The sequence below is a fragment of the Streptomyces sp. NPDC002566 genome (assembly GCF_042889585.1).
In the GTDB taxonomy this organism is placed as follows: Bacteria; Actinomycetota; Actinomycetes; order Streptomycetales; family Streptomycetaceae; genus Streptomyces.
In genome coordinates this window covers 467,461-487,552 of record NZ_JBIARD010000005.1, presented here as the reverse complement: position 1 = coordinate 487,552, position 20,092 = coordinate 467,461, and the positions used below count along the sequence as shown (strand labels likewise).

The 20,092-nt window shown below is 72.6% G+C and carries 14 protein-coding genes; 2 read left to right on the top strand and 12 right to left on the bottom strand.

The window, feature by feature from the left end; genetic code table 11:
* Positions 1–49: 49 nt before the first annotated feature.
* The 4 genes from ACFYXA_RS23750 to ACFYXA_RS23735 all read right to left on the bottom strand — a co-directional run bounded on the left by ACFYXA_RS23750 (position 50) and on the right by ACFYXA_RS23735 (position 4,178).
* Complete coding sequence (locus ACFYXA_RS23750) at positions 50–1,336, bottom strand: cytochrome P450 (RefSeq protein ID WP_389036006.1); 1,287 nt, start codon at positions 1,334–1,336, stop codon at positions 50–52.
* 84 nt (positions 1,337–1,420) lie between these two features.
* A complete protein-coding gene (locus ACFYXA_RS23745) occupies positions 1,421–2,425 on the bottom strand; it encodes a nucleoside triphosphate pyrophosphohydrolase (RefSeq protein ID WP_389036003.1) in 1,005 nt (334 codons plus the stop codon).
* Between the two features lie 125 nt (positions 2,426–2,550).
* Complete coding sequence (locus ACFYXA_RS23740) at positions 2,551–3,201, bottom strand: SurA N-terminal domain-containing protein (protein WP_389036000.1); 651 nt, start codon at positions 3,199–3,201, stop codon at positions 2,551–2,553.
* Positions 3,202–3,347: 146 nt separating this feature from the next.
* Positions 3,348–4,178 carry a glycoside hydrolase domain-containing protein gene (locus tag ACFYXA_RS23735; RefSeq protein WP_389035997.1) on the bottom strand — a complete coding sequence of 277 codons (831 nt, stop codon included), beginning with the start codon at positions 4,176–4,178 and terminating at the stop codon, positions 3,348–3,350.
* A 110-nt stretch (positions 4,179–4,288) separates the two neighbouring features.
* Here ACFYXA_RS23735 and ACFYXA_RS23730 point away from each other — a divergent pair, with 110 nt between their 5' ends.
* Positions 4,289–4,681 carry a hypothetical protein gene (locus ACFYXA_RS23730; protein WP_389035994.1) on the top strand — a complete coding sequence of 131 codons (393 nt, stop codon included), beginning with the start codon at positions 4,289–4,291 and terminating at the stop codon, positions 4,679–4,681.
* A gap of 13 nt (positions 4,682–4,694) precedes the next feature.
* Here the strand turns inward: ACFYXA_RS23730 and ACFYXA_RS23725 are convergent, their stop codons facing one another.
* Positions 4,695–5,438 (bottom strand): GNAT family N-acetyltransferase, encoded by a 744-nt coding sequence (locus tag ACFYXA_RS23725; RefSeq protein WP_352247764.1) that lies wholly within the window; start codon positions 5,436–5,438, stop codon positions 4,695–4,697.
* A gap of 90 nt (positions 5,439–5,528) precedes the next feature.
* The gene (locus tag ACFYXA_RS23720; protein ID WP_352247765.1) at positions 5,529–6,314 is read right to left on the bottom strand and encodes an HNH endonuclease family protein; all 786 of its coding nucleotides are present in this window, start codon (positions 6,312–6,314) and stop codon (positions 5,529–5,531) included.
* Positions 6,315–6,545: 231 nt separating this feature from the next.
* Between ACFYXA_RS23720 and ACFYXA_RS23715 the strand changes: the two genes are divergently transcribed.
* Positions 6,546–6,731, top strand: coding sequence for an antitoxin (locus tag ACFYXA_RS23715; protein WP_352247766.1), 186 nt, complete (start codon positions 6,546–6,548; stop codon positions 6,729–6,731).
* 58 nt (positions 6,732–6,789) lie between these two features.
* Here ACFYXA_RS23715 and mfd read toward each other — a convergent pair whose 3' ends face one another.
* The 6 genes from mfd to ACFYXA_RS23685 form a co-directional block, all read right to left on the bottom strand.
* A complete protein-coding gene (mfd, locus tag ACFYXA_RS23710) occupies positions 6,790–10,323 on the bottom strand; it encodes a transcription-repair coupling factor (protein ID WP_389035989.1) in 3,534 nt (1,177 codons plus the stop codon).
* Positions 10,324–10,557: 234 nt separating this feature from the next.
* Positions 10,558–13,137 carry an ABC transporter permease gene (locus ACFYXA_RS23705; protein ID WP_389035986.1) on the bottom strand — a complete coding sequence of 860 codons (2,580 nt, stop codon included), beginning with the start codon at positions 13,135–13,137 and terminating at the stop codon, positions 10,558–10,560.
* Positions 13,134–13,922 (bottom strand): ABC transporter ATP-binding protein, encoded by a 789-nt coding sequence (locus ACFYXA_RS23700; protein WP_351098331.1) that lies wholly within the window; start codon positions 13,920–13,922, stop codon positions 13,134–13,136. The genes ACFYXA_RS23705 and ACFYXA_RS23700 overlap by 4 nt, the downstream gene beginning before the upstream one ends.
* 1,372 nt (positions 13,923–15,294) lie before the next feature.
* Positions 15,295–16,188 (bottom strand): cellulose-binding protein, encoded by an 894-nt coding sequence (locus ACFYXA_RS23695; RefSeq protein ID WP_352247769.1) that lies wholly within the window; start codon positions 16,186–16,188, stop codon positions 15,295–15,297.
* A 204-nt stretch (positions 16,189–16,392) separates the two neighbouring features.
* Positions 16,393–18,972, bottom strand: coding sequence for an SUKH-4 family immunity protein (locus tag ACFYXA_RS23690; protein WP_389035982.1), 2,580 nt, complete (start codon positions 18,970–18,972; stop codon positions 16,393–16,395).
* A 7-nt stretch (positions 18,973–18,979) separates the two neighbouring features.
* A complete protein-coding gene (locus ACFYXA_RS23685) occupies positions 18,980–19,993 on the bottom strand; it encodes an SMI1/KNR4 family protein (RefSeq protein ID WP_389035979.1) in 1,014 nt (337 codons plus the stop codon).
* Positions 19,994–20,092: the final 99 nt, after the last annotated feature.

Below are 20,092 nucleotides of genomic sequence, written 5' to 3'. Positions count from 1 at the left end.
CCGGTCACACGCCATCAGGTTTGGGAGCCGGCGCGAGGTCTTCGCGGAGTCACCGTTCGACCGGGGTGAACTCCACGGGGAGGGTGCGCAGTCCGCGCATGATGAGGCCGCCGCGCCACCTCAACTCCTCGGGTTCCACGGCCAGTCGGAGGTCGGGGAGACGGGTGAGGAGGGTCGCCAGCGCGGTCTGCCCCTCCAGCCGTGCGAGGGGCGCGCCGAGGCAGTAGTGGATGCCGTGGCCGTAGCCGAGGTGCTGGTTGTCACGGCGGCTCAGGTCGAGGGTGTCGGGTTCGGTGAAGCGTTCCGGATCGCGGTCGGCCGCGGCGAGGACGACGAGGACGGGATCGCCGGCGGCGATGTCCTGGCCGCCGATGCTGAGCGGGCGGGTGGCGAACCGCCAGGTGGCGAGCTCCACCGGGCCGTCGTAGCGCAGGAGTTCCTCCACGCCGTTCTCCAGCAGGGCGCGGTCGCCCGCGGCGAGGGAGTCCTGCAGGCGGTGGCGCTGACCGGGGTGGGTGAGCAGGGCGTAGGTGCCGTTCCCGATCAGGTTCACGGTGGTCTCGAACCCGGCGAACAGGAGGATGAACGCCATGGCGGCGGCCTCGTTCTCGGTGAGGTGCTCGCCGTGGTCGGAGGCGCGGATGAGACCGGAGATGAGGTCCTCGCCGGGGACGGGTTCCGGTGTGAGGGCCTCGCGTTTGCGGTGGATGAGCTCGGCGAGATAGCCGCGCATCTTCTTCACCGACCGCGCGACTCCGCCGCGCGGCCCCCCGCCGTGCCGGATCATCATCCCCGCCCAGTCCCGGAAGTCGTCCTGGTCCTCGCGGGGGACGCCCAGCAGGTCGCAGATGGCGTAGATGGGCAGCGGGAAGGCGAAGTCGTGGATGAGGTCGGCGCTCCCCCGCGCCGCGAACCGGTCGATGAGGTCGTCGGTGAGCTCCTGGACGCGGGGCGCGAACTCCGCGACCCGGCGGGGGGTGAACGCCTTGCTGACGAGACGCCGCAGCCGGGTGTGGTCCGGCGGGTCGATGTTCAGCAGGTGCGTCATCAACTCGGCCTTGCGCTCACCGGGGATGCCGGTCTTGCCCTTGGCGTGGGCGGGCTCGGCGTGGTGCGCGGGGTTCTTGGAGAGCCGCTGGTCGGCGAGGGCCTGCTTGGCGTCGGCGTACCGGGTGACCAGCCACGCCTCCACCCCGCTGGGCAGCCGGGTCCGCCGCACCGGCGCGTGCTCCCGCAACCAGGCGTAGGCGGGGTAGGGGTCGCTGGCGAACTCCCAGCTGAAAAGCTCCGGAACGGGCCCGGGCCCGGAAACGAACGAATCGGTCTGGCTGCTCACCTCACGACGGTATCGGCACGGCGCACGACCGCGACACGAGGTCGACGAGCGGGCCGACCGGCCCCGGGGGAGCCGCCCCCTCCGTCAGTCCCGCAAGCCCTCTGTCGTGCGGATGGCCTCCCGGTAGGTGCGGGCGGCCGCTCGTAGGGAGGCTTCCGGGTCGGTGCCCTCTGCTTCTGCCCGGGCGGCCAGGGCCAGCAGTTCGTAGCCGATGCCCCCGGTGGCGGGCAGGGGGACCTCCAGGCCGGCCGAGCGCACCCGGGACGCCAGTTTGGCCGCGAGGGCCAGGGCCGGCTGATGGAGGGGGACGCCGTCCGTCACCGACTCTCGCCGCTTCTCGACCGCCTTCGTGCGCATCCAGTGCGCCTTGACCTCCTCCGGGGTCGCCGCCGTGGCGTCGCCGAAGACATGGGGGTGGCGGTGGATGAGCTTGGCGACGATCGTGGCCGCCACGTCGTCCACGGAGAAGGGCTCCTCCTCGTCCTCCTCGGCTATCCGCGCGTGGAAGACGACCTGGAGAAGGACGTCGCCCAGTTCCTCGCGCAGCTCGTCCCGGTCGCCGTCCTCGATGGCCTCGACGAGTTCGTACGCCTCCTCGATGCCGTACTTGGCCAGGCCCTTGTGGGTCTGGCGGGAGGCCCACGGGCACTCGGCGCGGATGCGGTCCATGACCTGGACGAGGTCCAGGAGGCGCGCGCCGGGGAGGTCGTAGGAGGCGGGCAGCAGCTCCAGCTCCGGCATCGCGAGGCGGCCGGAGCCCGCCAGCCGGGCCAGTCCGTCGGTGAGCGCGGGCTCGCCCTCGCCGGTGGCGACGACCACGGCCGTGTGCCCGCCGGCGCAGGCGGCGACGAGCTCCTCCGCGGTGGGGGACGCCTCCTCGACCACCACGCCCGCCTCGCGCAGGTACGGCAGCTGGGGGTGGGCGCCGTCCGCGCACAGCACGCGGTCGGCCGTGCGCAGGGCCTCCCAGGCCGGCCAGGACAGCAGGCCGGGGGCCACGCGGTGGCTGGTGGTGAGCAGGACGACCCGGCCCGGGGACGAGTCGGGACCGCCCTGGGAGGCCGCTGCGGAGCTGCTGATCGCGTTCACACCCCGAACGTAACCCACGCCGCCGACATCTCCCCGAGTCGTCCACAGGCGGCCGTACGACGATCCGACGATCCGTCCGCCGACCGACGGGCGCCCTCATGGCCTCAGCCGTGCCCCGCCCGGGGTCAGGTCGTCTGCCGTGCCCCGGCCGCCGTGACGTCGCGCACCCACGGCGTCTTGGCGTCGACGCGGCTGACCTTCTGCACGTCCCAGTCGCCGTAGCGCGGGTTGAGGTCGACGCCGAGGTCCTGGGAAGCCTTCGACAGCGCCTTCCAGAAGGCGGGCTGACTGGTGTCCGCGCCGAGCCGGGCGGCGAGCTTCTGCGCCTCCAGCTGGAGCCGCAGGTTGTCGTCGAGGCGCTGCGGAGGGATGCCGTACTGCTGGAGCCACGTCGTCTCCAGCCCCTTCGCGCCGCCGGCCTGCTGTTCCAGACCGGCCCGCATCGCCTGGACCTCCTTGCGGGAGACGGTGACGCCCGCGTCCGCGGCGGCGCGGTGCAGCACCTGGTCGAGGATCATGCCGTGCAGGGTGTCCCGGGCGAGGGTGCCGGTCCGGGCGACGACCTGGGCGTACCGGGCGTCGTCGGGGACGGCGGCGCGCTGGGCGGCGCGGACCTCGTCGACCCGTTCCTCCAGCTGGGAGACGGAGATCCGCTGCCCGCCGACGACGGCCGCCGCACCGGGGTGCGCCTCGTTGCCGCAGGCGGTGAGGAGGGGGCCCGCCGCGACGATCGCGGCGGACAGCAGGAGCGCGGTGCGACGACGGCGGCTGTGCAAGGAAGCCTCCCGAGGAGATTGTGCGACGGTGCACAAAGTCTTGCGGTGATCGATGGTAGGCAGTGGCGGGGCTGTGGCCAACCCATTCGACCAACGATTCACCGGGACTTACGGCACCGCCGCGCGGCACGGTCCCTCAGGGGGGCTCAGCCGACGATCGCCACCGGGGCGTCCCAGGAGTTGCGGTCCACGGTGATCGTGTAACCGGCGCGGGTCTCCTTGCTGTTGACCATGTACTGGTGGGCGCGGCTGTGGTTGGTGAACTGGGTGGCGGCCCAGGGCCAGTCGGCGGTGGTCGTCTCCTTGTTGTCCCACAGCGCGTACCAGAGGTTGCCCGGCAGGTCCGTCTTGTCGGCGGCCGTGGCGACCGCCTTGGCGCTGGAGCTGCTGAAGCCGTAGTAGCCGGCGCGGTAGGTCTTCGCGCGCAGCGTCTTGCTGAAGGAGCGGACGTACGTCAGCACGGCGTCGTTGCACGCCTTGTTGGTGATGTCGTACGGCTCCATGTCGAGGTAGATCGCGCTGCCGGCCTTCATGCCGAGCGCGCCGGCCTTGGCCACGGCGTCCGTGGCGTCCTGGGCGCCGAGGGAGGCGGCGGTGGCGGCGGTGAGCTTCTCGGGGCTGGAGCCGGTCTGGCAGTACGGCTGGGCGCCGACGTAGATCGGGATGAGCTTCCAGCCGGCGGCGTTGACCGACTTCACCCAGGACGCGGTGAGGTTGGGCTGGGCGCAGCCGCGGTTCTTGCCGCCGACGTAGACGGCGGCGGCGCCGTAGTAGTTCGTGGTCTTCCAGGCCTTCATCGCGGCGAGGGAGGGGGCCGTGCAGGTGTCGAAGGCGCGGCCGGTGTAGGTCTTCTGGGCGGGCCAGACGGTGGCCGCCATGGAGGTCTGGGCGGCGATGCCCGCCCCGGCGACGACGGCGGCGCCGGCGACTCCCCATGTGATGTATCTGCGCTTCCTGGACTGCCGGTGCTCCGCCATCCCCACCCCAAAGTCGATCTGCTTCTGTCTCAGGTCACAGTAGAGAACAGGAGACCCAATCATGCCCCGGGCGTGCTCTAACCTTGCCGTCTGGCTACCTGGGGGGCGATATGAGCACGGCGACGACGACGAGACCGGAGAAGCGGCTGGAGGGCGGCTGGTTCCAGCGGCTGGCCTGGAGTGCCCTGGTGTGGCTCTCGCTGGGCCTGCTGGCGTGGGTGCCGTTCCTGTACGTGGCGATCCGCCGGGGCCGCCCCTCGGACTGGGGCGCCCTCGCCGCCTTTGCGCTGTACGAGGCGGTGACGATTCCGTGGCTGTCGAGCACGAACGACCGGCCCACCGGTGACCCGTTCCTGGGGATCGCGCTCTTCGTGACCTGGGTGACGGCCACGTGCATGCTGCTGTTCGCGGTGTTCGACCCGAAGGCGCCGGCCTATGCCGCCGCCGGCCCCGGCCCCGGCCCCGGCTACCCGTACCAGCCGGGCACTCCGTACGGACGGTAGGCCCGGCGGACGCTCACAGCGGGTGCCGCATCCACACGTTGGGCTCGACGTACACCGCGTGGTCGCGTGCCGGCTCGCAGCGTACGGGCACCAGCGCGCCGGGCACCTCGACGTCTCCCTCGGCGTCGAAGGGCAGGCCGGTCCAGCGGCGCCACTCCGCCAGCGAGGCGGCCACCGTCATCGACGCCGGCGCGATCCGCTCGATGCGCGCGCCGGCCCGGGCGTGCACGCGCAGCCACGGGTCGTACGGCAGCCCGTCCTCCCGCACCCGGTGCGCGTACTCCTCGACGGGGGTGCGCGGTTCGCGGTGCTTGGCGTTGGGGCGGACCGGGGCGACCACCTCGGTGAAGCCCTTGGCGCGGGCGCTCTCCCGCATCGCCTCGAGCATGATCCGGGAGAGGCCCTTTCCCTGGGCGTGCGGGGCGATCACGATGGAGATCGCGCTGACCGTGTCCGGCGTCACCCCGCGCCTCCGGTCGGAGAAGGCCCACAGCAGCACCTGGTCCCAGCCCCGGGCGGGCAGTTCGCCGCGTCCCTCGGCGCCGAGGGCGAACGGCACGCTGAAGGCGTGGGCGACGACCTCGCCCCGCTCGTCCTGCGCGAACAGCACGTACTCAGGGAACTCCTCGGGGATCCGCCCGTAGTGGGCGTTGCCGACGAGGTCCTGGGTGGTGAACTCCGGCCAGGTGTCGGGCATGTCGAACACCGGGTCCAGCATCTCGGGGTGCTCGGCGATGGAGGAGATCTTCAGTTCCATGAGGCAACCGTAGGGGCGGCCTCCGCCGCCGGGAAAAGGGATTTCCGCCAGGTCGGGAACGTCGCCCGGTTCCGCCGGTCCGCCCTCGGCTCAGGCTCCGCACTGGGCGAGCATCGCGGTCTTGTCCGCGGTGGTCACCGGCAGTTGGTACTTCAGCGCCACCTGCGCGAACCGCACCGCGTACGCGCAGCGGATCACCTTGCTCGGCGGCAGCCAGGTCGCCGGCCCCGCGTCCCGTTTGGCGGAGTTCGTGGGGCCGGACACCGGCAGCAGGTTGAGCACGTCGTTGGCCAGCCGCTGCCGCTTCTTCTCGTCCCAGCGGGCGGCGCCCATCTGCCAGGCGTACGACAGCGGCACGACATGGTCGATCTGCACCTCGGCGGCCTTCGCCTTCTTCCAGGCGATGTCCTTGCCGGTGTACGGGTCGTAGAGGTTCATCGACACGACGACGCAGTCGGAGCCCTTGCGGAACGCGACGTCCTGACCGTCGCGCTTGAGCAGGTCGTTCCGTGTGTCACACCCGTTCCTCGCCAGCGGCACCCCGTCGGCCGTGTCCATCCAGGCGTGGCCGAACTCGTCCCGGTCGTAGCCGGTCTTGGGGCCGCGTCCCTTGGTGGGCACCTTGGCGATCAGGGTGCGCGCCGTCGCCTTGTCCCGGGCGGAGGTGAGCGCCCCCAGACCCGGTTTCGTGCCGTCGGGGTCGGTGAGGGGGCTGGTCCCGTGGGCCGCGGAGCCGCCGCCCGCGCCGCCGGCGGTGTCCGACGCGGTCGCGCCCGGCACACCGCTGCCGTCGGCGAGTTGCGAGCAGCCCGTCAGCAGTGCCGCGAGCGCCAGCGCCGCGCCGCCCACCGCCCGTCCGCCGACGCCTTTGGTCACAGCCTGATTCGCCGTCCCGCCCCTCAGACGCCTCACGTGCGCCCCTCCCCATCGCCCTGGCCCGTCACCGCCCCGCACAGGGGCGGATTCCCCCGACGCTCGCGCGTACACCGTAGGCGAGCGGCTGACAGCACCGGCGGGACAGGTTCAGACCATGCGTCTCACAAGTGGGCATTCCGGGTCGGGGGTGCCTATCGTCGAGGGTGAGTCACCTCCGGAAGGAGTTCCTCCATGGGCATCTTCGACAGGTTCAAGGGCCATGGGCGGGACAAGGCGAAGCAGATGTCCGACACCGCCGAACAGAAGGCCGACGAGAGGACGGGCGACAAGTACGAGTCGCAGATCGACTCGGCGCAGCAGCAGGCGCACCGGCGGCTCGGCATGGACGAGGAGCGCCCGCCCGAGCAGCAGCCTTAGCGTCACGCCCCGCACCCCGGGCCGGAGAGCCGACGGCTCCCCGGCCCGACGCCGCAGGCTACGACCCGAGCACGGTGGCCAGGAACTCCCCGACCCAGCCCAGCAGTTCGCGTCCGACCAGCGGCTTGCCGCCGACCTTCGCCGTCTTCGGGCGGGGCACGAGGAGCTGGTGGGCGGCCGGCTTGATGACCGAGCCCGGGTACAGCCTCTTGAGCCGCAGCTCCTGCGACTCCCTCAACTCCGCCGGCGCGAAGCGGATGTTGGCGCCCTGGAGGACGATCTCGCCGACGCCGCACGCCCGGGCCAGCATCCGCAGCCCCGCCACCAGCAGCAGGTTCTCCACCGGCTCGGGCAACTTGCCGTAGCGGTCGACGAGTTCCTCGCGGACGGCCTTGACGTCGTCCTCGGAGTTCGCGGAGGCGATCGCGCGGTACGCCTGCAGGCGCAGCCGCTCGCCGGGCGCGTAGTCGTGCGGGACGTGCGCGTCGACGGGCAGCTCGATCTTGACCTCCAGCGGCGGCTCCTCCTCGATCCCGCCGGTCTCCAGCTGACGCCGGTAGTCGGCGACCGCCTCGCCGACCATGCGGACGTACAGGTCGAAGCCGACGCCCGCGATGTGGCCGGACTGCTCGCCGCCCAGGAGGTTGCCCGCGCCGCGGATCTCCAGGTCCTTCATCGCCACGTACATGCCCGCGCCCATCTCGGTGTGCTGGGCGATGGTGGCGAGCCGTTCGTGCGCGGTCTCCGTCAGCGGCTTCTCCGGCGGGTAGAGGAAGTAGGCGTAGCCGCGCTCCCGGCCGCGGCCGACCCGGCCGCGCAGCTGGTGCAGCTGGGACAGGCCGAAGGTGTCGCCGCGCTCCACGATCAGCGTGTTGGCGTTGGAGATGTCGATGCCCGATTCGACGATCGTCGTCGAGACGAGCACGTCGAACCGCTTCTCCCAGAAGTCGACGACGACCTGCTCCAGCGCCGCCTCCGACATCTGTCCGTGCGCGGTGGCGATCCGCGCCTCGGGGACGAACTCCCGCAGCCTGGCGGCCGCGCGGTCGATGGACTCGACCCGGTTGTGGATGTAGAAGACCTGGCCGTCGCGCAGCAGTTCACGCCGGATGGCCGCGCCGATCTGCTTCTCCTCGTAGGGGCCGACGAAGGTGAGCACCGGGTGGCGCTCCTCCGGGGGCGTGGTGATCGTCGACATCTCGCGGATGCCGGTGACCGCCATCTCCAGGGTGCGCGGGATGGGCGTGGCGGACATGGTCAGGACGTCGACGTTGGCGCGGAGCTTCTTCAGCTGCTCCTTGTGCTCGACGCCGAAGCGCTGCTCCTCGTCGACGATGACCAGGCCCAGGTCCTTGAACTTCGTCTCGGACGAGAACAGGCGGTGGGTGCCGATGACGACGTCCACGGAGCCTTCGCGCAGGCCCTCGAGGACGGCCTTCGCCTCGGTGTCGGTCTGGAACCGGGACAGCGCCCGCACGTTCACCGGGAACTGGGAGTAGCGCTCGCTGAAGGTGCCGAAGTGCTGCTGGACCAGGAGCGTGGTCGGGACGAGGACGGCGACCTGCTTGCCGTCCTGGACGGCCTTGAACGCGGCGCGGACCGCGATCTCCGTCTTGCCGTAGCCGACGTCGCCGCAGATCAGGCGGTCCATGGGGACCGTCTTCTCCATGTCGTCCTTGACCTCGGCGATGGTGGTGAGCTGGTCGGGCGTCTCCGCGTAGGGGAAGGCGTCCTCCAGTTCGCGCTGCCAGGGGGTGTCCGCGCCGAAGGCGTGGCCGGGGGCGGCCATGCGGGCGCTGTAGAGCTTGATGAGGTCGGCGGCGATCTCCTTGACGGCCTTCTTCGCGCGCGCCTTGGTCTTCGTCCAGTCCGCGCCGCCGAGGCGGTGCAGGGTGGGGGCCTCGCCGCCGACGTACTTGGTGATCTGCTCCAGCTGGTCGGTGGGGATGTAGAGGCGGTCGCCGGGCTGGCCGCGCTTGGCGGGTGCGTACTCCACGACGAGGTACTCGCGGGTGGCGCCCTGCACGGTGCGCTGCACCATCTCGATGTAGCGGCCCACGCCGTGCTGCTCGTGGACGATGTAGTCGCCCGTCTCCAGGGTGAGCGGGTCGATGGTCTTCCTGCGGCGGGCGGGCATGCGCGCGCCGTCCTTGCCGGCCGCCTTCTGGCCCGACAGGTCGGTCTCGGTGAGGACGGCGAGCCGCAGCGCCGCGTCGACGAAGCCGTGGTCGATCGAGCCGCAGGAGACGTGGACGACGGAGGGGGTCAGCTCGGTCAGGTCGCCGTCGAGGCGGGCGGCGACGCCCTCGCCGCCGAGCACCTCCACCGTGCGGGACGCCGTGCCGTGGCCCTCGGTGACGAAGACGACCCGCCAGCCGTCGGCGAGCCAGCCCTTGGTGTCGGCGAGCGCCTTCGCGGTGTCGCCGCGGTAGGTCTCGGGGGCGTGCATGCCGAACTCGAGGGTGTCGTCCTCCAGTTCGAGGTCGGCGGCGAACGGCGACACCGACCACCACATCATGTCCAGCTCGCGCGCGCGGTCGCGGACGTCGGCGATCGACCACAGGGAGGCCGCGCCGACGTCGATCGGCGCCTCGCCTCCGCCGGCGGTGGCCGCCCAGGACGCCTGGAGGAACTCCTGCGAGGTCGCCACCAGGTCGGCGGCGCGGGTGCGGACCCGCTCCGGGTCGCAGACGACGGCCATCGCGCCCTTGGGCAGGACGTCGAGGAGCAGCTCCATGTCGTCGACGAGGACCGGGGCGAGGGACTCCATGCCCTCGACGGCGATGCCCTCGGCGATCTTGCCGAGCAGTTCGCCGAGTTCGGGGTGCTGTTCGGCGAGGGCACGCGCGCGTGCGCGGACGTCGTCGGTGAGGAGGAGCTCACGGCAGGGCGGGGCCCACAGTCCGTGTTCGGCGACTTCGAGGGAGCGCTGGTCGGCGACCTTGAAGTAGCGGATCTCCTCGACGTCGTCGCCCCAGAACTCGACGCGCAGGGGGTGTTCCTCGGTGGGCGGGAACACGTCGAGGATGCCGCCGCGCACGGCGAACTCGCCGCGCTTCTCGACGAGCTCCACGCGCGTGTACGCGGCTGCGGCGAGGGCTTCGACCGTCTCGTTCAGGTCGGCGGTCCGCCCCGACCTCAGGGCGACCGGTTCCAGGTCGCCGAGGCCCTTGACCTGCGGTTGCAGCACCGAGCGGACGGGGGCGACGACGACGGACACCGGGCCGGTCTCGGGGTCGTCGGGGCTGGGGTGGGCCAGCCGGCGCAGGACGGCGAGGCGGCGGCCGACGGTGTCGCTGCGGGGGCTGAGGCGTTCGTGCGGGAGCGTCTCCCAGGAGGGGTACTCCACGACGCCGTCCGGGGGCAGCAGGGAGCGCAGGGCGGCGGCCAGGTCCTCGGCCTCGCGGCCGGTCGCGGTGACGGCGAGGACCGTGCGGGTCGTCTCGCGCGCGAGGGCAGCGATGGCGAAGGGGCGGGCCGCCGGGGGGCCGACCAGGTCGACGTGCATGCGGTTGCCGTCTGCGGCCGCGGGGATCGCTTCCGCGAGGGCGGGGTCCTTGAGTACGGCGTCGAGCAGACCGTGCAGGCTCATGGAGGGGGTTTTCCGTCCGGGGGTCCGAGGCGAGTTGATGATCAACGCGAAGGGCCCGACTCGTGTCACGGGCCGGGGGTGTTCCAGGGTACGTCGGGGCGGGGTGGTGTGCGGGGGCTGTGGACGACGGGTGGGGTGCGGGCAGGGGGATCCGCCCCGTGCGGGCAGCGGAAACCCCGGCGCCGAGGAGCCCCCCGTGGCTCCTCGGTGCCGGGGTCGGGAGTGGTTCGTCGGTCAGTCGGTCGCGATGGCGTTCAGGACGTTCATGCGTCCTGCCCTGAAGGCCGGGATCAGGGCCGCGAACAGACCCACGAAGGCCGAGGCGAGGAAGACCCCGATGATCGTCGGCCAGGGGATGTCCAGGACCTTCAGCCCCTCCAGGGCGAGGAGCTGCTGGGCGGTGGCGCCCCAGCCCATGCCCAGGCCCAGGCCGAGCAGCGCGCCGAAGAGGGCGATGACGACCGACTCCAGGCGGATCATGCGGCGCAGCTGGCGGCGGGAGAGGCCGATGGCCCGCATGAGGCCGATCTCCCGGGTGCGCTCCACCACCGACAGGGCCAGGGTGTTCACCACGCCCAGGACCGCGACGATGATCGCGAGCGCCAGCAGGCCGTAGATCAGGTTGAGCAGCTGGCCGATCTGGTCCTTCAGGGCCTGCTTGTAGTCGGTCTGGTCGCGGACCTTGTACTGCGGGTACGCGTGCATGGACGACTTCAGCGCCTTGTAGGCGGCGTCCTGCTGCCCCTCCTTGGCGGTGGCGAAGACCAGCGTGTCCAGCGGCATCCGGTCGGCGGGCACGTACTTGGCGACCGTCGCGATCGACACGTACATCGCGCCCTTGTCGACCACCATCTCGTCGCTGGTGATCGCGCGGACCGTGAGCGCCGCCCTGCCGCCGTCCTTGAAGGCCACGTCGACCTTCGAGCCGAGCTTGAGACCGTGGTCCTCGGCGAATCCCTCGAACACGGACATCGAGTCGGGCTTGTAGGCGTCGGCGAGGTCGCCGGCGACGGTCTCGACGTTCAGGTCCTTCGCGTAGGACGGGTCGGCGGCGTTGAGCGTCTCCTTCTTGGCCGTCGTGCCGTCGGGGGTCTTGAGGTCGACGTCGAGGATCTTGTACTCGGTGACGCGTTCCAGTCCCGGCGCCGCCTTGACGGCCTGGACCGCCTGCGGGGTGATGAGCTGGCCCCGGTCGTTCTGGATGATGAAGTCCGTGCCGACGGTCTTGTCGAGCTGGTCGGTCGCGGAGGCGACCATGGAGGAGCCGACCACCGACAGACAGGCGACCAGGGCGAGGCCGATCATCAGGGCGGCGCCGGTGGCGCCGGTGCGGCGCGGGTTGCGCAGGGCGTTGCGCTCGGCCATCCGGCCGACCGGGCCGAAGACCCGCAGCAGCATCGCGCCGAGGACCCGCACCACGCCGCTGGCGAGCAGCGGGCCGATGACGACGAAGCCGATCAGGGTGAGGACCACGCCGAGACCGAGCCACAGCGAGCCCTCGCTCGCCTTGGCGGCTGCGGTGGCCAGGTAGAGGCAGAGGCCTCCGCCGGCGGTGAGGACGGCGCCGACGACGGCGCGGATCCGGCCGGACTTGGCGTCGGCGGGGGCGCCCACGTCCCGCAGGGCGGCCATCGGGGAGACCTTGCCGGCGCGGCGGGCGGGCAGGTAGGCGGCGAGGACGGTGACGATCACGCCGAGGGCTATGCCGACGACCGGGGTCGTCCAGGCCACCGTCAGATCGTCCGTGGACAGGTTCATGCCGGTCATGCCCATGAGCTTCATCAGGCCGACGGCGATGCCGACGCCCGCGCCGACGCCGAGGATCGAGCCGACGACGCCGAGCAGCAGCGCCTCGGCGAGGACCGAGCGGTTGACCTGCTTGCGGGAGGAGCCGATGGCGCGCATCAGGCCGATCTCGCGGGTGCGCTGGGCGACCAGCATGGAGAAGGTGTTGATGATCAGGAAGATGCCGACGAGGAAGGCGATCCCGGCGAAGCCGAGCATCGCGTACTTCATGACGTTGAGGAACTCCCCGACGTCCTTGCGGTTGGCGTCGGCGGCCTCCTTGGCGGTCTGCACCTTGTACTGGCCGCCGATCGCGGCCGCGACGTCCTTCTTCAGCTGGTCGTCGCTCACTCCGGCCGCGGCCGTGACGCTGACGTTGGTGAAGACGCCCGGCTTGCCGACCAGCGTCTGCTGGGCGGTCCTGGTGTCGTAGTAGAACACCGCGGCACCGGGGTTGGTGACCTCGAAGGCGGCGATGCCGGAGATCTTCGAGGTGTGCGTGCCGACCGCGGTGATCACGCCGAGCTCGTCGCCGAGCTTCAGGCCGTGGTGGTCGGCGGTGTCCGCGTCGACCATGATCTGACCGGGGCCCTGCGGCGCCGCACCCTCGGTGATCTTCATGGTGCGGGCCTCGTTGGCGCTCCAGCTGCCGACGATGGTGGGGGCGCCGCTGGACGGCGACAGGTCGTCCTTGTCGGCGTCGACGACGGTGACGGAGGTCGAGAAGACGGAGCCCTCCGCCGACTTCACGCCGGCCGCCGCGCGAACCTTGGTGAGGACGCTGTCCGGCATGACCGGCGGTCTGCCGTTGGCGGAGGTGGTCTCACCGGTGTCGGAGGCGTTCTGCGCGCTCACCGTCACATCGGAGGAGGTGGCCGCGAACAGCTTGTCGAAGGTGGTGTTCATCGTGTCGGTGAACACCAGCGTTCCGCAGACGAAGGCCACCGACAGCAGGACCGCCACGGCCGACAGGGCCATGCGTCCCTTGTGCGCGAAGAAGTTGCGCATCGAGGTCTTCAGGACGGTCATGACGTGCGCCCCCGGGCGTCGAAGTCCTTCATCCGGTCCAGGACCTGGTCGGCGGTCGGCTGGTGCATCTCGTCGACGATCCTGCCGTCGGCGAGGTAGAGGACGCGGTCGGCGTAGGAGGCGGCCACCGGGTCGTGGGTGACCATCACGATGGTCTGGCCGAGCTCGTCCACGGAGCGGCGCAGGAAGCCGAGGACTTCGGCGCCGGCGCGCGAGTCGAGGTTTCCGGTCGGCTCGTCACCGAAGATGATCTCCGGTCGGGCCGCCAGCGCCCTTGCCACGGCGACGCGTTGCTGCTGGCCGCCGGAGAGCTGGGTGGGGCGGTGCTTGAGCCGGCCGGCGAGGCCGACGGTCTCGACGACGCGGTCCAGCCACTCCTTGTCGGGCTTGCGCCCGGCGATGTCCATGGGCAGCGTGATGTTCTCCAGCGCGTTGAGCGTCGGCAGCAGGTTGAACGCCTGGAAGATGAACCCGATGCGGTCCCGGCGCAGCTTGGTGAGCTTCTTGTCCTTCAGGCCGGTGATCTCGGTCTCGTCCAGGTAGATCTGCCCGGACGTGACGGTGTCGAGACCGGCGAGGCAGTGCATCAGGGTGGACTTGCCGGACCCCGAGGGGCCCATGATCGCGGTGTAGTGGCCGCGGGCGATGTCCACGTCGACGTGGTCGAGAGCGACGACACGGGTCTCCCCCGACCCGTACGCCTTCACGACCTGCCGCGCCCGCGCGGCTACGGCCGTACGCCCTCCAGTGCCCCCGTCCCTGGGAATGGTCACAGCCGAAGTCACGGTATGTCTCCTATGTCGGTCAAGGAACGGAACGCGTGGGCGCCCCGGGTGCGGGGTGCGTCCCGCGGTTCACGGTCGTGCAGGTGAGCTGGTGAGCCGGTGGCTCGTGGGCCTGCGCCGCCAAGTCTGTCGGCGTGGACCGGTCCGGCGCGCTGGTGCCCGGACCCGTCCTGGCGGGGGGTTAACCCCACCTTCCCCCCGTGGGGTTGGCCCTCCCCCGTGGCGTAAAGCCAGGTTAAGGAGCAGAGGGGGTCCGTCTCGTCCTCCGTCGGTACGACCCCTCCCCGACCCGTAAGGGGGAGACACCCCTAGGGGGAGTCACCCGCCAGACGGAGCGACTCTCGGGGTCACCTCCTCCTCCGGCCCCACCCAAGGGTCCACCCTGCCGCCACGTCAGGGTCAAACGACAAGGTGCGCCCGCAACCTGACCGCCCGACACAGCAGGTCACCCCTGTGCGCGCAGCGCAACTCTGCTGAACTGAGGACGGGTTGACGACGAACGCCGGGCCGCCCAGCGCTGGCGGACGCACAGGGGACGGGTTTCCCACTGCGGGGAGCGTGGCCGGCGCACGGCTGAGCGGGGAGAGGGCTGGCCCGCGTCAGCCGACGGCTGCAACCGGGGCTCTCGACCGAGCCGGGAGCAGGCGCGGACCGACGTACGACTCCGGGCTGAGGAAGGACCGGCGGACCTCGCGCCACACACGCGTGCGGCGGGGTCGCCAGGGCAGCGCCCCCCACCGACGGACGCGCGGCGGAAGCCAGCGCGGAGGCCGGGGCGCGGGAATCCCGCCGGCGGTGCGCCCCCGAGGGGGGCGAGGCCATGCCGGCGGGTCACCCACCGCGGAGCGGTGGAGCTGGAACCGAGACGCGGGGCCAGCCAAGCGGGCGTCCCACCCGGTGGGCGGGGGGACGGGAGCCGGGGGCAGAGGCCGGGGTGCGGGGCCCTCCACCGCGGGCGGACGCCGCCAGGGCGGAGCCGGGGCAGCGGGCACCCCGTCTTAGGGCGTTTGGCGACATCCCAGGGAGCGGGGCCGCGCCGACGCGCGCCAAGCTGCGGAGACGCCGACGGGCCACCCACCGTGGGGCGGGTGGCCAGGACGGCGGCTTCCCGTCGCAGGGCGGAAGCCAGGGCGGAGCCCGGGGTGCGAGCCTCCCGCCCCGTGGAGCGCGGGGCTGGAGCCGGGGGCCGAGTGCGGGCCTCCCACCGTGGGGCGCGGGGTCAGCGCCGGACGCGGAGGCCGGGGTGAGGGCGGGCCCTCCGGCCGTCGGGGGCGGTGAGCGCCGGACACGGAGGCCGGGTGTGGGCCCTCCGCCGTCGGGTGCGGGATTCCGCCGCTGAGCGCGGGCCTCCGCCGTTGGGCGCGGGGCCGGGTTACTCGACGGGTTGGCCTGTGAGGACCTTCAAGGTGTCTCGCATTTGGTCCATGTGGGTCTGGATCTCGTCGCGGCGTTCGCCGTGCTGGCGGAGGACTCGTTCCGTCTCCCGGGCGATGCGGTCCTCTCGGAGGTGGGCCTCGGCCACGATCTGGGCGGCACGCGCGCGTGCCTCGTCCTGGCGACGCCGGGAGGACTCCTCGGCCTCGGCCAGCTCCCGCTGCGCCTCGGCGAGGGCCTCCTCCGCGCGGGCCATCGCCCGGGCGTGGTTGGCGTCGAAGGCGGTGACCCGCTCGGCGTCCTCCCGCTCCGCCGCCGCCAGCCGCTCCGCGTACTCCCGCTTCGGCTCGACGAGCAGCCCCGCGGTGCGGTGACGCACGTCCCGCAGCGCCGTCACCTCCTCGCCGCGGAACTCCTTCACCTTGCGCCGCGCGCCGGCCCGGATCCCGTGCGCCTCCGCGCGGGCGGCCAGCAGCCGACGGCGGACGTACTCCTGGGCCTCCGCGCGCACCGCCTCCGCCTGCTCCTGCGCACTCCGGCGCACGGCGAGGGCGCGGGCCTCGGCCTCCTCGACCTCCTCCTGCGCCTCCTGCCGCGCCTGCTCGCGCACCTGAGCCGCCTCCTCCTGCACGAGCTGGAAGACGCGCCGCGCACGCTCCCCGAGCGCGTCGTACGCCTGCGGCGCGAGCCCCTTCACGGCCTCACGCAACCGCTCGGACTCCGCCAGCATCTCCTGCGCGAGCCCGGTGAGCCGCGTGACCCGCTCCCAGGCGGCGTCGCGTTCGGCGGAGAGCGCGGCGGTGAACGCGTCGACCTCTTTGGGCCGGTAGCCGCGCCCGCGAACGGTCACGAACCCCGGCGGCGACACCTGTGCGCTGTGCGCGCTGCTCATTTGTAGCCCCTCTCCACCAGACGGACTTCGAAAAAATGATTTCGCGCATATCTTGATGTATCGGACTTAAGGGTTCATAACGCGACACTCCGGGCACAGGTGGCGGTCGGCACCGAACGATCCAGGACACGAACACAGAAGGGCCGGACCGGTCATACGACCGGTCCGGCCCTCGACACCCACCGCGTCAGCGGCGCGCACGCCTCACAGCAGCCCGTCCCACATCTGCTCCAGCAGCACCGACCACCAGCTGTCCGCCGACCCGAGCGCCGCCGGGTCCAGCGAGGCCAGCTGGGCCTGGAAGTCGACGGTCCAGCGGCCCGCCCGCTCCTGGTTCAGCCCGAACCGCAGCCGCCACATCCGCCCGAGCAGCGCGAGACAGCGCACGAACTCCGGCAGCCCGGTGTTCACGAACTGCGGCGGCACAGGCCCACCGCCCGGCCCCGCCTCCACCGGCACGGCGACGATGTTCGCCGTCCCGTACTGCACACAGACCGCCTTGCCGAAGTCGCTGCCCATCACGAGGTACGACCCCGCGTCCGACGACGGCTGCACCCCCCGCTCGGCCGCCAGCTCCGCCAGCGTCGGCACCGGCCGCCCCGGCTGGGGCTGCGCCCAGAAGAACGGGCCCATGTCCACCGGCAGACCCGCCGTCACCAGCGTGTGCGCCACGACCGGCGGCACCCCCTGCCGCGCCACCGCCGCCTGCTCGAACCGGAACACCCCCGGACCGAACGCCGCCGCCAGCTCCTGCGCGACCGCCTCCGGCGGTACCGGCGGCGCCGGCTGCACCGGCGGCAACGGCGCACGCACCGGCGCGGGACGCGCGGGACCGTCGGCGACCTGGTGCAACTCACCCTGGTGAGCAAGCAGTTGCCGCATCCCCTGCTGACGGCTCGCGTGATCCGTGCCGTACGGCGCGATGCTCGTGATCCGCGCCTGCGGCCACTGCTCCCGGATCATCCGCGCACAGTACGCACCCGGCAGCTCACACGACTCCAGCTCCGTGTGCAGCTCCAGCACCTGGTCCGGCGGCACGTTCATCGCGCGCAGCTCGTGGAAGATCTGCCACTCCGGGTGCGGGGTGCCCGGCGCGGAACGCCGGATCAGCTGCTGCTCCGAACCGTCCTGCGCCCGATAGCGCAGCACGGCCTGGTAGCCGGGGCCGACCGTCGGCTGCCCCTGCGGATACCCGTACGCCGACGGCTGCCCCGGCACGGGCGCGCCCGGCGGCGGCATCGCGCCCGGAGGCATCGGCTGCGGGCCGCCCTGAGCGAACGGCGGCGGAGGCGTGCCGGGAGGACCGGGCGGCGGGCCCGCCGGAGGGCCGGCGGGAGGACCCGCCGGGGGACCCGACAGCACCGTCGCCGCATGGTGGACGGCGCCCTGCGCACCGCCCGCCGAGCCGTGAGCACCGGGCGGGTTGGCCGGGGGCAGCGGGGCGCCGGGAGCACCGGGAGCACCCGGGGGCTGCGGAGGCTGCGGCACACCGCCACCGCCCGGACCCTGCCGACCGGGGTCGGCGAGCATCGTGGCCGCGTGATGGACCCCGCCCGGAGGCGTACCGCCGGGCGCGTTCCCCCCGCCAGGCCCACCGGGGCCGGTGCCGGGAGCAGCGGGAGCGCCGGGCGGCTGCGGCGCGCCCGGACCCTCGGGTCCCAGCGCGGACACCAGCTGCGTGGGCACATACCCGCCCGCCGGCCCACCGGGCGCACCCGGACCGGGCGGAGGCTGCGGCGCAGCGCCCGGCCGCGCACCGGGAACGCCCGGCGCACCCGGCGGGGGCGGCGGCGTCGACCCGCCGCGCGGACGACGCGGAGGCGGAGCCGCCTTGCTGGTCGCGGCGTCGGCGATGTCCCCGGCGTTCGGCGCGAGCGGCCGCCCGGGAGCCGCCGGCGCACCCGGAACACCCGGCGGCTGCGGCGCGCCCGAGCCCTGCGACGGCGCAGGCGGCTGCGGCGCACCCGGCCCCTGCGGATCGCCGAGCGCCGGCGAGACCGCCGTCGGCGGCAGCTGACTGCCCCCGGCGATCAGCGCCGTCTTGGCGTCCGGACGGGAGGAAGGCGGCGTCGGCGCCTCGTCGTCCGAACCGCTCAGCGGCGGCGCGAACACCGTCGCCGGCAGCGGGACGGAACGGTCGTCGCCGGCATCGGCGTTGGTGTCCGTGCCCGCCCAGGGCGTCGCCCCCACCGGCGCGGACGGCGCACCAGGACCCGCACCCCCGCCCGCGGGCACCCCGGCCTGCGTCTGCGGAAGCGAGGCGTCCGGCGTCACGGCCCCGCCACCGGCGGAACCCGCACCGGCAGAACCGGAAGCACCCGAACCCGAGCCAGAGCCCGAACCCGTCCCGGACGCAGAAGCAGAACCGGAATCGGCCCCCGCCTCATCCCCCTCTCCCCGCCGCCCCGGAATCCCCATCCGGTCCGCCGCCTCCTGCAACCACTCCGGCGGCGACAACAAGAACGACGTCTGATTCAGATCCACCCGCGCCGCGACCGCCGGCTCCGGCTCCGGCTCACCCTGCGGACGCCCGTACTCCTCCTCGTACCGCCGGATCACCTCGCCCACCGGAAGCGACGGCCACAACGTGACCTCCCCGCCGTCCCGCGCCAGCACCAACCGCTGACCGCCACCGTCCGACCGCGGCCCCTCCGCACGGTCCTCGGCCCACACCACGAACCCGAGGCCGAACTCCCGCACCCGCACCTCACGATGCTGGTACGCCGGGACGTCCCCGTTGATCCACTCCTCGCCGCGCTCCTGCGCCTGAGCGAACGTCACCATCGCCGGATCACTCCCCCACGCCGACGGACGACACGGACGAACCCGCGGCCGCCGGAACAGCCCGCGCGAAACCGCCGTCCACCATCAGATTCGCCACCGTCTCCAACTCCGGCGGCCTGCCCGCCAGTCGGGACAGGAACACGTCGAAGTCCTCACCGCACGGCAGCAACAACCGCTCCACCCGCTCCGCCGGCGACCACGCCGGATCCACGTCCCGCGCGTCGTCGTACGCGCAGAACCACACCGAACCGATCCGCGCGCCCTTCACCTTCACCGCCAGCAGACCGCCCTGCACGAACCCGACACCCAGGAAGTCCTTCGTCAGATGGTCCCGCAGACACTTGTTGACGTACACGAGATCGTTGACCGCCGCCTCGTCCCGCACCGTGAAGAACGGCTGGTCCACCAGCAGCCCCAACTCCGCGTCCAGCGCAGCCCCCACCGGCGCGCAACCGCCCGCCGCCTTCAGGAACGACCGGTACGCGCCCGGCAACCGGTAGCCGAGATCCTCCTCGACCCCCTGCACCTGCGACTCCGACACCGCCACACCCGACTTCGGCAGACCGAAGTGCGCCGGACGCGTCTCCTGCAACGGCCGCGTCCCCCGCTTCGCATGGTCCACCGCCGCCGTCGCCACCCCGCCGTGATGCCGCAGCAACGCCTTCACCTCGACCGGCACCAACTCCAGCCGCCGCGAGCCCGCCACGTGATGCCACGTCCAGCCGTGCGGCGTCGCCACACTCTCGACCGTGTCCCACAACTCATGACCCGACGCCGCCAACGCGGCGTTCGCCGACACGTAGTCCGTCAGCCGCAACTCGTCGACCCCGAAACCCTCCGGCGGATCCGCGATCTCCGCCGCCGCACGCGCATAGGGCGAAAAGTCCGGGTAACCGCGCTCGTCCACCCGCACCCCCCTCGGATGGCGCGCCGCCCGGACCGGATCCGGGAAGTGCACGACCTGCCCGGCGTAGGCCGCGTTCGGCGGCGCGGCTTGCTGCCCGAGCCGACCTGTCGTCATGGCGGTTGCCCCCTGCGGCACTCTGTACGAACCGAAGCGACCGGCCCGCTCACGGCACCGACCACCACGCCCCGTATCCGACTGTCTCCAACGGTCTCC

What these genes read in the sequence shown, in the direction of transcription:
- ACFYXA_RS23735 (WP_389035997.1), bottom strand. Translation starts at nt 4,178, where the DNA reads ATGGCGGAGCACCGGCAGTCCAGGAAGCGCAGATACATCACATGGGGA.
- ACFYXA_RS23730 (WP_389035994.1), top strand. Translation starts at nt 4,289, where the DNA reads ATGAGCACGGCGACGACGACGAGACCGGAGAAGCGGCTGGAGGGCGGC.
- ACFYXA_RS23725 (WP_352247764.1), bottom strand. Translation starts at nt 5,438, where the DNA reads ATGGAACTGAAGATCTCCTCCATCGCCGAGCACCCCGAGATGCTGGAC.
- ACFYXA_RS23715 (WP_352247766.1), top strand. Translation starts at nt 6,546, where the DNA reads ATGGGCATCTTCGACAGGTTCAAGGGCCATGGGCGGGACAAGGCGAAG.
- mfd (WP_389035989.1), bottom strand. Translation starts at nt 10,323, where the DNA reads ATGAGCCTGCACGGTCTGCTCGACGCCGTACTCAAGGACCCCGCCCTC.
- ACFYXA_RS23705 (WP_389035986.1), bottom strand. Translation starts at nt 13,137, where the DNA reads ATGACCGTCCTGAAGACCTCGATGCGCAACTTCTTCGCGCACAAGGGA.
- ACFYXA_RS23695 (WP_352247769.1), bottom strand. Translation starts at nt 16,188, where the DNA reads ATGAGCAGCGCGCACAGCGCACAGGTGTCGCCGCCGGGGTTCGTGACC.
- ACFYXA_RS23690 (WP_389035982.1), bottom strand. Translation starts at nt 18,972, where the DNA reads ATGGTGACGTTCGCTCAGGCGCAGGAGCGCGGCGAGGAGTGGATCAAC.
- ACFYXA_RS23685 (WP_389035979.1), bottom strand. Translation starts at nt 19,993, where the DNA reads ATGACGACAGGTCGGCTCGGGCAGCAAGCCGCGCCGCCGAACGCGGCC.